Origin of the sequence: Stutzerimonas marianensis, assembly GCF_022810315.1 — a bacterium.
In the GTDB taxonomy this organism is placed as follows: Bacteria; Pseudomonadota; Gammaproteobacteria; order Pseudomonadales; family Pseudomonadaceae; genus Stutzerimonas; species Stutzerimonas marianensis.
In genome coordinates, this window is sequence record NZ_JALGRD010000009.1 from 72391 (window position 1) to 85753 (window position 13363).

A 13363-nucleotide genomic window follows, 5' to 3' on the forward strand; every position below is an offset into this window, starting at 1 on the left:
AACGTACCGAACCTTAAGGGGCCTGGCGCTGATCGTAAAGTCGCGGCAAGGGCCGTCTTGCCGGCAGGGCGACCATCCGCCCCGCCGGCACGGCTGTCAGAAGAGCACCTTGACCACGTCGCTGAAGCGCTTGGCGAAATGCATCGTCAGGCCTTCTTTCAGGTAGTCGGGCAGCTCCTCGAAGTCGCCCCGGTTCAGCTCGGGGATGATCAGCTCGAACAGCTTCAGCCGGCGCGCGGCGATGACCTTTTCACGCAGGCCGCCGATCGGCAAGACCAGGCCGGTCAGCGTCAACTCGCCGGTCATGGCGACGCCTTTCTTTGGCGCCTGGTTGCGCGCCAGCGAGAGCAGGGCGCTGGCCATGCTGATGCCCGCACTGGGACCATCCTTCGGCGTCGCGCCCTCGGGCACGTGCATGTGCACGAAGGCCTGATCGAAGAAGGTCGGGTCGCCCTTGAATTCCTTCAGGTGTGAGTTGACGTAGCTGAAGGCGATCTCCGCCGACTCCTTCATCACGTCGCCGAGCTTGCCGGTGAGCTTGAAGCCCCGGTTGAGCGTGTGGATGCGTGTCGCCTCGATCGGCAGCGTCGCGCCGCCCATGCTGTTCCAGGCGAGCCCGGTGACGACACCCACCCCGGTGAGCAACTGTTCGGGATGCCAGAAGGGCATGCCCAGGTAGCTTTCGATGTCCTTCGGGCCGATCCTGATGTTCGCCTCGGGCTCGTCGAGCAGCTTGACCACGGCTTTGCGCACCACCTTGCCGAGCTGCTTGTCCAACTGCCGCACGCCGGCCTCCCGGGCATAGCCTTCGATCAGGTTACGCAGGGCGCTGTCGCTGATCGTCAGGCGCTTCTTCGGAATACCGGCGCGCTCGAGCTGGCGCGGCCACAGGTGGCGTTTGGCGATCGCCAGCTTTTCCTCGGTGATGTAGCCCGACAGGCGAATGATTTCCATGCGGTCGAGCAGCGGCCCGGGGATCGAATAGAGGCTGTTGGCCGTACAGACGAACAGGACTTTGGACAGGTCCAGCCGCAGGTCCAGGTAGTGGTCGAGGAATCCGACGTTCTGTTCGGGGTCGAGGGTTTCCAGCAGCGCCGAAGCCGGGTCGCCCTGGTGGCTGCTGCCGAGCTTGTCGACCTCGTCGAGCATGATCACCGGGTTCATCACTTCGACTTCCTTCAGCGCCTGCACCAGCTTGCCGGGCAGGGCACCGATGTAGGTGCGTCGATGGCCTTTGATCTCCGCCTCGTCGCGCATGCCGCCGACGCTGAACCGGTAGAAGGGGCGGCCGAGGGATTCGGCGATGGACTTGCCGATGCTCGTCTTGCCGACACCGGGCGGGCCGACGAGCAGCACGATGGAGCCGGCAATCTCGCCGCGGAACGCACCCACGGCGAGAAACTCGATGATGCGACTCTTGATGTCATCGAGCCCGGCGTGATGGGCGTTGAGCACCTTGCGCGCATGTTCGAGATCCAGCTTGTCCTCGCTGTACAGCCCCCAGGGCATGGAGGTCGCCCAGTCGAGGTAATTGCGCGTCACGGCGTATTCGGGCGAGCCGGTCTCGAGCACGGACAGCTTGTTCAGTTCGTCATCGATCCTCTTCTGCGCCGCGGGTGGCACCACCTTGCCTTCCAGGCGCGAGCGGAACTCATCGGCGTCGGCGCTGCGGTCATCCTTGGTGATGCCCAACTCCTGCTGGATGATCTTCAGTTGTTCCTTGAGGAAGAACTCGCGCTGGCGCTCGCCGATCTTGCGGTTGACCTCGCCGGTCAGTTCCTTCTGCAGCTTGGCGACCTCGACCTCCTTGCGCAGCAGCGGCAGGACTTTCTCCATGCGCTTGAGCACCGGCACGGTGTCGAGCACTTCCTGCAGTTCGGCACCCGGGGCGGTGGTCAGCGCGGCGGCAAAATCGGTCAGCGGGGACGGCGCATTCGGGCTGAAGCGGTTGAGGTAGTTCTTCAGCTCTTCGCTGTACAGCGGGTTGAGCGGCAACAGTTCCTTGATCGCATTGATCAGCGCCATGCCATAGGCCTTGACCTCGTCGCGCGGGTCCTCGTCGCTCTGCGGGTATTCGACTTCGACGAGGTACGGCGGCTTGCGGCGCAGCCAGCCACGGATCCGCACCCGGGCCATGCCCTGGGCGACGAACTGCAGTTTGCCGCCTTCCTTCGAGGCGTGGTGCACGCGCACCATGGTGCCGTGTTCGGGCAGGCTGTCCGGGTCGAAACTGGCGGCGTCCTGCGCCGGCGTGTCCATGTAGAACAGGGCGAGGCGCTGGTGCGGGGTCTTGGCGACCAGCTCCAGGGTGTCGGCCCAGGGATCCTCGTTGACGATCACCGGCAACACCTGGGCCGGGAAGAACGGCCGATTGTGCACCGGGATGATGTACAGCTTGTCAGGCAGGTTCTGATCCGGCAGGACCAGGCCCGTGGACGATGCGTCTTGCTCGAAGTCGTGATGGATGTCGTCGTTCATGCGGCACCTGTGGCGAGTACGTGCTCTTTAGATGGGTATCGGACGAATGATTTCAATACGAATCGTCGCCGGCGCCCTTGGCCGCCGCTGTAAAAAGCGCCCGGCCTCCGGTAGAGTGCCCGGACACCTCAGGTACCCCGCCATGCTCAACGCCCGTCTGCTTCGCCTCGATGATCAGGCCCACGAACACGCGCACGACTACCACCAGCTGGTGCTGTCGCTCGCGGGCAGCGCGGAATTCGAGGTGGACGGTGCCGGTGGCGAGGTGTGTCGCATGCGTGCCTGCCTCGTGCCCGGTCACGCCGATCACGAATTCGCCGGCAAGGGCGAAAATCGTATGCTGATCATCGACCTGGATGAGCAGGACCTCAGCGAAGACGATCCCCGCCTGCTCGCGCAGCTGTTCGAGATTCCGCGGTACCCGGCACTGGATGCCGATTTCCAGAACCTGCTCAACTACGCGGGCGCCGAGCTGGCGCGTTATGGCAGTGATCCGTTGCTGGCACGTGCACTGGGCGGGGTCCTGCTACGCGCGCTGCACCTGCGCGTGTTTGGCGAAACCACCCATCGTCCGGTCGGCCCGCTCGACATTGCCCGGCTCGATGCGCACATCGAACGCAACCTGGCACGGCGCATCACGGTGGCGGAGCTGGCCCAGGTGGCCTGCCTGAGCCCCAGCCACTTCCACGCGCAATTCAAGGACAGTATCGGCCTCACGCCTCACCAGTATCTGCTCAAGAGCCGTCTGGATCGCGCGACTCGCCTGCTGCGCGAGAGCCCGCTACCGCTGGTCAGGATCGCCGAGGAGTGCGGCTTCTCCAGCCAGAGCGCCCTGACCACGGCGACGCGCCGCTACCTCGGGCTGACGCCGAAACGGCTGCGCAAGCGCGACAGCTGAGCCGTCCCGCTCGCACCGAGCCGGTGCATTCGTGGCGTAAGGCCAGTGTTTCCGCACCGCTATAGTGAATCTTGGTGACGGGCAAATGACCGTGCTCAAAAGCCATAGTTTTCTGCAAAAGTTCCGTAGTTTTGCGAAACAACGCCATTCGCCGCCGCCTTAGATTCGCCTACCCGTTCGGCGAGCGCGGCCCTTTTCCGTGTCGCAGCGTGCCGAACCAGCACAACAACCTCCACCAGAGGAGCGGCGCGATGTTCAAAGCCGGTAAAGTCTTGCAGGGCGATTTCGCCAACCTGAAAGCCGCCGAATTCTTTCCCGCCATCAGCGCGAATTATTGCGTTGACGAGGCCGAATACCTCACCGAGCTGCTGCAATTGGCCGACCCCGGCGAAGCGGGCATCGAGACCATCCGCCGCGAGGCGCGCAACCTGATCGAGGCCGTGCGGGGCCGTGAAAACGCCGTCGACACCCTCGATGCCCTGCTGCGCCAGTACAGCCTGGACACCCAGGAAGGCCTGATGCTCATGTGCCTGGCCGAAGCCCTGCTGCGCGTTCCGGATGCGGCCACCGCCGATGCCCTGATTCGCGACAAGCTGAACGCGGCCGAGTGGGAGCGTCACCTCGGCCAGAGCGACAACGTGCTGGTCAATTTCGCTGCCTGGGGCCTGGTCATGACCGGCCGGGTCGTCGACCCGGAAAGCGCGGACGGCCGGCCGAAGAATGTCATCGGGCGCCTCATCAAGCGTTCCGGCGAGCCGGTGATTCGCGCGGCGATGAACCAGGCGATGAAACTGATGGGCAAGCAGTTCGTCCTCGGTCGCACCATCTCCGAAGCCCTGAAGAACGGCCGCCCGGAGCGCGAGAAGGGCTACACCTATTCCTTCGACATGCTCGGTGAAGCCGCGCTGACCGCCGAAGATGCACGCAAGTACATGGCCGATTACCGCCAGGCCGTGGAAACCGTCGGCGCCGAGCCGCAGGTCGGCTCCGGCCCGCGGCCCTCCGTATCGATCAAGCTGTCGGCGCTGCACCCGCGCTATGAGGTCGCCCAGCGCGAGCGCGTGCTCACCGAACTGTTCGCCAACGTGCGCGAACTGGCCATCCTGGCGCGCAAGCTCGATGTCGGCATCACCATCGACGCCGAGGAAGCCGATCGCCTCGAACTGTCGCTCGAACTCTACGAAAAACTGATGCGTGACCCGGCCATCGCCGGCTGGGACGAGTTCGGCCTGGTGATCCAGGCGTACTCCAAGCGCTGCCTGCCGGTGCTGGTATGGCTGACTCTGCTGGGCAAGGAACTGGGTGCGCGCATCCCCCTGCGGCTGGTCAAGGGCGCCTACTGGGACAGCGAGATCAAGCAGTGCCAGGTCCAGGGCTTGCCGGGCTATCCGGTCTACACCCGCAAGGAAGGCACCGATACCTCTTACCTCGCCTGCGCACGCTATCTGCTTTCCGAGCAGACCCGCGGCGTGATCTACCCTCAGTTCGCCAGCCACAACGCCCATACCGTCAGCTGCATCCTGGCGATGGCCGATGAGCTGCAGACACCGCGCGACTTCGAGTTCCAGCGCCTGCACGGGATGGGCGATGCGCTCTACGACACCGTGATCGAGAAGTACCGCAAGAACGTGCGCATCTATGCGCCCGTCGGCGCCCACAAGGACCTCCTGCCGTACCTGGTGCGCCGCCTGCTGGAGAACGGTGCCAACTCGTCCTTCGTCCATCAGCTGGTCGACCCGCGTGTGCCGATCGAGACGCTGATCGATCACCCCGTGACTCAGCTTCGCCAGTTCAAGACCTTCGGCAACCAACGCATCCCGCTCCCGCCGGCGCTGTACGGCAACCGGACCAATTCACAAGGCATCAACATGAACATCCAGACCCAGTGGAACGAACTGTCCAGCGCCTACCAGACCTTCCTTGACCGCCAGTGGCAGGCCGCCCCGGTGATCGGCGGGCAGAAACTGACCGGCACGCCGCACAAGGTGCACTGCCCGTACCAGCTCAGCCAGGAAGTCGGCACGGCGCAGTTCGCCAGCGCCGAGCAGGCCCGGCAGGCCATCGACGGCCTGGCTGCCTACTGGCCGCGCTGGAACGCCACGCCGGTCGAGCAGCGCGCGCAGATTCTCGAGCGCCTGGGTGACCTGCTCGAAGCCAACCGCGCCGAGCTGATGGCGATGTGCACCCTCGAAGCCGGTAAGACGTTGCAGGACGGCATCGACGAGGTCCGCGAAGCGGTCGATTTCTGCCGCTACTACGCGCTGCAGGCTCGCCTGAAACTCGGGCGCGAAGAACTCAAGGGCCCAACCGGCGAGCGCAACGAGCTGTTCCACGAAGGCCGCGGCGTGTTCGTCTGCGTCAGCCCCTGGAACTTCCCGCTGGCCATCTACCTGGGGCAGATCACCGCGGCGTTGGTCGCCGGCAATACCGTGCTGGCCAAGCCGGCCGAACAGACCAGCCTGATCGCCGCGCGCGCCCTGGAACTGATGTTCGAAGCCGGGCTGCCAAAGGACGCCATCGCCTTGTTGCCAGGCGACGGTGCGACCTTGGGCAGCGTGTTCTGCCGTGATCCGCGCGTGGTCGGCGTCTGCTTCACCGGTTCGACCGACACCGCCCGCATCATCAACCGCCAGCTGGCCGAGAAAGAGGGTGCCATTGCCACCCTGATCGCCGAAACCGGTGGCCAGAACGCGATGATCGTCGACTCCACCGCGCTGCCCGAGCAGGTCGTCAAGGACGCCGTCGCCTCGGCCTTCACCAGTGCCGGCCAGCGCTGCTCGGCGCTGCGTGTGCTCTACGTCCAGCGCGACATCGCCGACCGCGTCATCGAGCTGCTCAAGGGCGCCATGGCCGAGCTGAAGGTCGGCCCAACGCACCTGCGCGAGAACGACCTGGGCCCGGTGATCGACGCCGAAGCCCGCGAAGGCTTGCTGGCGCATATCCAGCAGCTCAAGGCCGAAGGCAGGCTGATCGCCGAAGCCCAGCTCCCGGGCAGCCTAAACGGCCATTTCGTGGCGCCGGTGGCCTTCGAGATCGGCAGCATCCTGGACCTCAAGAAAGAGCAGTTCGGCCCGGTGTTGCACGTGGTGCGCTTCGATGCGGCGGACCTGGAAAAAGTGGTGGGTGACATCAACGCCACCGGCTACGGCCTGACCCTCGGCGTGCACAGCCGCAACGAGGAGACCGCCGCGCGCATCGAGGCGCTGGCGCGGGTCGGCAACCTGTACATCAACCGCAACCAGGTCGGCGCGGTCGTCGGCGTGCAGCCCTTCGGCGGTTGCGGCCTGTCCGGCACCGGCCCGAAGGCGGGTGGGCCGAGCTACCTGCTGCGCTTCGCCAACGAGCGCACCACCTCGACCAACACCACGGCGGTGGGCGGTAACGCCTCGCTGCTGTCGCTGGTCGACGATTGACCCGCGACTGAAATCACCAGCGGCCCGGGTTCAAGGGTCGCTGGGCTGCAGAACAATGAGAACAGTCGGCGGATCGCTCTTCCGCCACTGATGGGCCTGTTTGGGTCTGTCACCGGTGATGGCGCGATCCGCCGTCGCCCTCTGCCAGGTGGGATCGGGAATACCCTCGCGCCCATCGACGACAACAACTAATGAGGGAACAACATGAGCATCAGTACTCCCACCCTGATCACTTTCGTGGTCTATATCGGCGCCATGCTGTTGATCGGCTTCTTCGCCTATCGCGCCACCAAGAACTTCGACGACTACATCCTCGGTGGCCGCAGCCTGGGCAGTTTCGTCACCGCGCTGTCCGCCGGTGCCTCCGACATGAGTGGCTGGCTGTTGATGGGCCTGCCCGGCGCCATCTTCGTTGCCGGCCTCTCGGAAAGCTGGATCGCCATCGGCCTCATTGCCGGTGCCTGGCTCAACTGGCTGTTCGTCGCCGGCCGCCTGCGCGTGCACACCGAGCGGAACAAGAACGCGCTGACACTGCCGGACTACTTCTCGCATCGTTTCGAGGATGAGAGCCGCTTGCTGCGCATCTTCTCGGCGCTGGTCGTGCTGGTGTTCTTCACCATCTACTGTGCTTCGGGGGTGGTGGCGGGGGCGCGCCTGTTCGAGAGCAGCTTCGGCGTGCCCTATGACCTGGCGTTGTGGATCGGCGCGGCGGCAACCATCCTCTACGTGTTCATCGGCGGCTTCCTCGCGGTGAGCTGGACCGACACCGTGCAGGCCACGCTGATGATCTTCGCGCTGCTGGTCACGCCGGTGTTCGTGATCCTCGCGCTGGGCGACATGGGCGCGGCGATGGACACCATCGCCACGCAGAACCCGGCGGCTTTCGACATGTTCGACGGGCTGTCCTTCGTCGCGATCATTTCGCTGTTGGCCTGGGGATTGGGCTACTTCGGCCAGCCGCACATCCTGGTGCGCTTCATGGCGGCCGATTCGGTCAAAACCATTCCCAACGCGCGCCGCATCGGCATGGCCTGGATGATCCTGACCCTCGCCGGCGCGGTGGCGGTCGGCTTCTTCGGCATCGCCTATTTCGCCGGCCATCCCGAGCAGGCCGGGCCGGTCACGGAGAACGGCGAGCGCGTGTTCATGGAACTGGTGAAAATCCTGTTCAACCCCTGGGTGGCTGGCGTGATCCTCTCCGGTGTGCTGGCCGCGGTGATGAGCACCCTCAGCGCCCAGTTGCTGGTGAGCTCCAGCGCCCTGACGCAGGACTTCTACAAGGCCATGCTGCGCAAGAACGCCTCGCAGACCGAGCTGGTCTGGGTCGGCCGTGCCATGGTGCTGCTGATCGCCTTCATCGCCCTGGGCATCGCCTCGAATCCGGACAGCAAGGTGCTCGGCCTGGTGTCGTACGCCTGGGCCGGTTTCGGTGCGGCCTTCGGGCCGGTAGTGCTGATTTCCCTGCTGTGGAAGAACATGTCCCGCAACGGTGCGCTGGCCGGCATGATCGGCGGCGCCGTCACCGTGGTGGTGTGGAAGGAGTTCATCGGGCTCGGCCTCTACGAGATCATTCCCGGCTTCATCCTCGCGAGCATCGCCATCGTCGTCTTCAGCAAGGTCGGCCGCGGCGCCTCGCCGGCCATGATCAAACGCTTCGAGGACGCCGAGCAGGAGTATCAGGGGCGCTGATCCCTCTCTGCGGGTGAAGAAACCCCGCTGTCGGAGCGTCCGGCAGCGGGGTTTTTGCTGTCCCATCGATTGCGACCGCCGGTCGGCGTCGCCTCATGCGGCGGCGTCAGTCGTCGACAACTAGGTTCTCGCGATCGTCTTTCGCGCCAGCGGCGATCAGGTGTTCGGCCTGGTCTTCGGTGAGATGGGTGCTGGCGCCATCGACATGCGCAACCGACATGCGGGCCGCCGGGTCGGTGCTGATGCGCACGTCCATGATCGCGCTGCGGTAGGTGGTGCCGTCGATGACGGTGGAACAGGTGCCCGAAGCGGTATCGATCTCGAGGGTCATGGCAACCTCCTGGGTCTCGCACTCGAAGGAGCCGCGCAGGAATGCGCGACCGTTGCTGTTAAGACCCCGGGGGAGCAGATCCGTTTGCCGTTTCATGCCCTGTATCGAGGCGGCGACTCGGCGCGGCGAGATGAAAAAAAGCTGATCAGGTAGTGGCAATAGGCTAGCCTGACGGCAGAAGGGTGCCATGGATGGTTGCAGTCCAACGCAAGACGCCACGATGTCGGGTCGATCCCCTATGTTCAAACGCTGCACAACGCTGTGTCTGACCGGCTTGCTGGGTGCCTATGCCATCGGCGTACAAGCTCAGCCGTTCCAAGCGCGAATCGTCGATGCCGCTGGCAATCCTGTAGCCGGTGCGGTGCTCAGTCTCGGCGGGCTGACGCGGCCCGCGCAGACGGCGACGGCCGCCGTCATGGACCAGGTCGGCAAGCAGTTCGTCCCGGCCGTGCTGCCGGTCCGCGTCGGCACGGCGGTCAGCTTTCCCAACCGCGACGACATTCGCCATCAGGTCTATTCCTTTTCCCCCGCCAAACGCTTCGAGCTGCGTCTCTACGAGGGCACGCCGAGCGAGCCTGTCATCTTCGACCAACCCGGCCTGGTGGTGCTGGGCTGCAATATCCATGACTGGATGCTGGGCTACGTGTACGTCACCGAAGATGCGGCCTTTGGCGTCAGCGACGCACAAGGCCAGGTGCGCCTGGAGGTGCCGTCCGGCGAGTATCCCGCCACGCTCTGGCACCCGGCATTGAGCGGCATGCAACCGCAGCCCGCCGGGCAACTCAGCAGCTCGGCGGAGCCGGTCGAGCTGCGCCTGCCGGTGGCCGTCACGGCGCCGCTGCAACCTTCGCCGCCTGCGCCAAGCGCCTTTGCCGATGCGTTCAGGGACGCCACTCGTGAAGCGCAGCCTTAGTTTTCACGCCCGCCTGGCTGGCGTATTCGCTGCCTTTCTCCTGGTGGTGATCGCGGCGCTGTACCTGTCCGTGCGCCTGGTGACCGAATCGGCCGTGCGCGGGCAGGCGGCACAACGGCTGGAGGCCGGTCTGCGGGTCTTCGAACAGCTCCTCGACATGCGCGGACGCCAGTTGCGCGATGGCGTCCAGGTGCTGGCCGCCGACTTCGGCTTCAAGGAGGCGGTGGCCAGCGGTGACACGCCGACGCTGCAATCGGTAATGGCCAACCAGGCGGCGCGAATCAATGCGTCCGAAGCCATGCTGCTCGGGCTCGATGGCCGTGTGCTGGCGTCCAGCCTGCCAGGTGTCATCCCCGGTGAACCCTTCCGCTATGCCGATGAGCTGCGTGCCGCGCGCGAACAGGGGCGGAGCCTGTTGGTGCTGGCGCTCGATCGCCACGCCCATCTGCTGGTGGAGGCGGAGGTACGCACCCCGTTGCCCATCGCGCGGGTGGTGATGGGGTTCGTCATGGACCGGACCCTGGCCGAAGAGCTCAAGGAGTTGACCGGACTGGACGTGTCCTTCCTGACGATGGAAGACGCCGGCCCGGCCGAGCTGACCAGCACGCTCGCCCTCGACAGGCACGACGACCTGATACTCGGCTGGCGTGGCCACGAGCATGCCAACGGCATCGAGCAGTTGCTGCTCGGCGATGAGCGCTACCTCAACGAGGACGTGGTGCTGTCACGCGGCGCCGGCCACGGCGTCATCGCCATCGTCCACAGCTCGCTGGATGACGCGCTCGAGGGGTTTCACGAATTGGATTCGCGTATCGGGCTGATCGCGCTGGTCGGTCTGGTGGCTTCGCTGGTGGGCGCGCTGTTGCTTGCGCGCAGCCTGGCCGAGCCGGTCAATGCCCTGGCGCGGGCCGCCGAGCGGGTCGGGCGTGGCGACTACCAGACGCCCATCGAGCTCGACCGCGGTGACGAGCTCGGCAGCCTCGCCAACGCGCTCAACCAGATGCAGCAGGGCATCGCCGAGCGTGAGCAACTGATCGCACACAACATGCTCCACGACGATGTCACCGGCCTGCCCAATCGCTCGCTGGTGGCCGAGTTGCTCGCCAGTGCGCTGGAGGCCGGGCGTGCCACGACGGTGCTCTATATCGGCGTAAGCCACCTCGACGGCCTGCAGGACAGCGCCGGTTCCGAGGGTGTGGACCAGGCGCTGCGACAGCTTGCCCAGCGCCTGCAGGCCAGCCTGCAACCGGGCGATCACCTGGCACGCTTGCTGTTCGACGAATTCCTCATGATCGTCAGCGATACGGCCGCCGACCATGCCTTCAGCGTGGCCGTCGCGGTACAGCAGGTGCTCGCCCAGCCGATGCGCATCGCCGAGCTGGAAGTGCGGCTGGAGGCCCATATCGGCGTGGCGAGCTACCCGACCGATGCCGGCAGCGTCGATGAGTTGCTGCGCCGTGCGCGCATCGCCATGCAGGACGCCACTCAGCTTCCCGATGGGTTGCAGCTCTACCAGCAGGGCAGCGACGTGGCCCACCAGCGGCAGATCACCCTGATCCGCGATCTGCGCCATGCGCCGCAAACGGGCGGGCTGAGCCTGCTGTTCCAGCCCAAGATCGACCTGCAGCAGGGCCGCGTGTACCAGGCCGAGGCCCTGTTGCGCTGGCACCATCCGCAGCATGGCGCGATTTCCCCCGGCGAATTCATCCCGCTGGCCGAACGCACCGGCAGCATCCAGTTGCTGACCGCCTGGGTGGTGGAGGCGGCGATCCGGCAGTTGCATCAGTGGAATGGGCGGGGCCTGCATCTGGAAATTTCGTTGAACATTTCCGCCGAGGACCTGGTTTCGCAAACCCTGGAGGATCAGGTGGCCGAGCTTCTGGGCCGTTATGCGATCAAGGGTGAGCAGCTGGTGTTCGAGATCACCGAGAGCGCGATCATGCGCGACCCGGAACGGGCGCTGGCCATGCTGCATCGCCTGCGCGGGCTGGGTATACGGCTGTCGGTCGACGATTTCGGGACGGGTTATTCATCGCTTGCCCAGCTACGCCGCATGCCGGTCCAGGAGCTCAAGATCGACCAGTCGTTCATCCGCGAACTGGGCGAGGCGCGCGGCGATGCGGTGATCGTGCGGTCGACCATCGACATGAGCCATGCGCTCGGGCTGAAGGTCGTGGCCGAGGGTGTCGAGCACGACGAAACCCGCGATCTGCTGCACGCCTGGGGTTGCGACACGCTGCAGGGCTATCTCTACAGCCGCCCGCTGCCGCCCGAGGCATTCGAGGCCTGGGTCGCGCAACCGCCTGTTCACCCTGCCTCGGCCCGTTTGAAGGTGCATTCGTGAAACCGCTACGTTCCCTGTTGTGTCTCGCCTGCTGCCTGCCGCTGCTGGCCTACGCCGGGCAGGGCCGCCTGCTGGCGACAGGCGGCGCCACCAGCCTCGAAGGCGCGGCCGGTGGCGGCATCACCCCCTGGGCGGTGCTGGCCGGTTATGGCGAGAGGGGTGAGTGGGGCGGTGACGTCTTCGCGACGCGCGTCGAGACTGGCGACTACCGGCTTGAAGTGGCCGGTGCCGCCGTGGCCTACGGCAATCGGCTGGAGCTTTCCTTCGCTCGCCAGCGCTTCGACCTCGGTACGCTGGCGCGAGACCTGTCTTTGCCCGAAAACAGCCTCAGCCAGGACATATTCGGCGCCAAGTGGCGGCTGTTCGGCGATCTGGTCTACGACCGCTTGCCGCAGGTGTCGCTGGGCGTGCAGTACAAGCGGCAGAAGGATTTCCTGATTCCCTCGCTGATCGGTGCGCAGCGTGACGAGGATGCCGAGGCTTATCTGACCGCGAGCCGCCTCGTCCTCGGCGGCGCCTTCGGCTACAACCTGCTGCTCAACGGTGGCGTGCGCTATAGCCGGGCCAATGAGCTCGGCCTGCTCGGCTTCGGCGGCGATCGGCGCGACAGCCGCAGTCTCTTGAAAGAAGGTTCGGTGGCGGTGCTGTTCAATCCTCGCTGGGCCGTTGGCGTCGAGTACCGCGAGAAACCCGACAACCTGTCGTTCGCCCGGGAAAGCGATTGGGCCGACCTTTTCGTCGGCTACTTCCCAAGCAAGCGTCTGGCCCTCGTGCTCGCCTATGCCCGCCTCGGCGAGATCGCCACGCTACGCAATCAGGACGGCGTCTATCTGTCCGTGCAGGGGAGTTTCTGATGCCGCGGCTGATCCTGCTGGTCTGCCTGTTGCTCGCGGCCTGCGCCCAGCAGCCGGCACGCGACGACATCCTGTATCGCCAACTGGGTGGCGCGCCGGGCATCACCCGCATCGTCGAGGGCATGTTGCTGCGCGTCGCCGCGGACCAGCGGATCGTCGAGCATTTCCAGCGTGTCGACATCCAGCGGGTGCGCGACAAGCTGATCGAGAAACTGTGCGCCGAAGCGGGTGGGCCCTGCGTCTACACCGGTGACAGCATGGAGGAAAGCCACAAGGGCCTGGCCCTGACCCCGGCGGATTTCAACGCCTTGGTGGAAAACCTGCAGGCCGCCATGACCGCCGAAGCGGTGCCGATCCCGGTGCAGAATCGCCTGCTGGCGCGCCTGGCGCCCATGCGCGGTCAGGTGATCGACCGATAACCGGAGGCGGGCGCCCCCTCGTAC

9 protein-coding genes are annotated in these 13363 nt (G+C 65.6%); 7 read left to right on the plus strand and 2 right to left on the minus strand.

Annotated features, from left to right (window positions below; all coding sequences use genetic code 11):
* Positions 1 to 96: 96 nt before the first annotated feature.
* Positions 97 to 2478 (minus strand): endopeptidase La, encoded by a 2382-nt coding sequence (gene lon, locus MST27_RS16425; protein ID WP_243607024.1) that lies wholly within the window; start codon positions 2476 to 2478, stop codon positions 97 to 99.
* A gap of 142 nt (positions 2479 to 2620) precedes the next feature.
* Between lon and MST27_RS16430 the strand changes: the two genes are divergently transcribed.
* The 3 genes from MST27_RS16430 to putP all read left to right on the plus strand — a co-directional run bounded on the left by MST27_RS16430 (position 2621) and on the right by putP (position 8478).
* A complete protein-coding gene (locus MST27_RS16430) occupies positions 2621 to 3376 on the plus strand; it encodes an AraC family transcriptional regulator (protein WP_243607025.1) in 756 nt (251 codons plus the stop codon).
* 251 nt (positions 3377 to 3627) lie between these two features.
* A complete protein-coding gene (gene putA / locus MST27_RS16435; RefSeq protein WP_243607026.1) occupies positions 3628 to 6789 on the plus strand; it encodes a bifunctional proline dehydrogenase/L-glutamate gamma-semialdehyde dehydrogenase PutA in 3162 nt (1053 codons plus the stop codon).
* Positions 6790 to 6993: 204 nt separating this feature from the next.
* The gene (putP, locus tag MST27_RS16440; RefSeq protein WP_243607027.1) at positions 6994 to 8478 is read left to right on the plus strand and encodes a sodium/proline symporter PutP; all 1485 of its coding nucleotides are present in this window, start codon (positions 6994 to 6996) and stop codon (positions 8476 to 8478) included.
* Positions 8479 to 8584: 106 nt separating this feature from the next.
* Here putP and MST27_RS16445 read toward each other — a convergent pair whose 3' ends face one another.
* Positions 8585 to 8809 carry a DUF3203 family protein gene (locus MST27_RS16445; RefSeq protein ID WP_243607028.1) on the minus strand — a complete coding sequence of 75 codons (225 nt, stop codon included), beginning with the start codon at positions 8807 to 8809 and terminating at the stop codon, positions 8585 to 8587.
* A gap of 238 nt (positions 8810 to 9047) precedes the next feature.
* On the opposite strand from MST27_RS16445, the gene MST27_RS16450 reads away from it, so the two are divergent.
* Genes MST27_RS16450 through MST27_RS16465 form a run of 4 tightly spaced genes read left to right on the plus strand, consistent with a single transcriptional unit; the run spans position 9048 to position 13339 of the window.
* Entirely contained in the window at positions 9048 to 9722 is a 675-nt protein-coding gene (locus tag MST27_RS16450; protein WP_243607029.1) for a methylamine utilization protein, read from the plus strand.
* Positions 9706 to 12066, plus strand: a complete 2361-nt coding sequence (locus MST27_RS16455; RefSeq protein ID WP_243607030.1) for a putative bifunctional diguanylate cyclase/phosphodiesterase — start codon at positions 9706 to 9708, stop codon at positions 12064 to 12066. The genes MST27_RS16450 and MST27_RS16455 overlap by 17 nt, the downstream gene beginning before the upstream one ends.
* Positions 12063 to 12920 (plus strand): DUF3034 family protein, encoded by an 858-nt coding sequence (locus tag MST27_RS16460; protein ID WP_420864253.1) that lies wholly within the window; start codon positions 12063 to 12065, stop codon positions 12918 to 12920. The genes MST27_RS16455 and MST27_RS16460 overlap by 4 nt, the downstream gene beginning before the upstream one ends.
* Positions 12920 to 13339 carry a group I truncated hemoglobin gene (locus MST27_RS16465; protein ID WP_243607031.1) on the plus strand — a complete coding sequence of 140 codons (420 nt, stop codon included), beginning with the start codon at positions 12920 to 12922 and terminating at the stop codon, positions 13337 to 13339. Before MST27_RS16460 ends, MST27_RS16465 begins: the two co-directional genes overlap by 1 nt.
* The last annotated feature ends 24 nt before the right edge of the window (positions 13340 to 13363 follow it).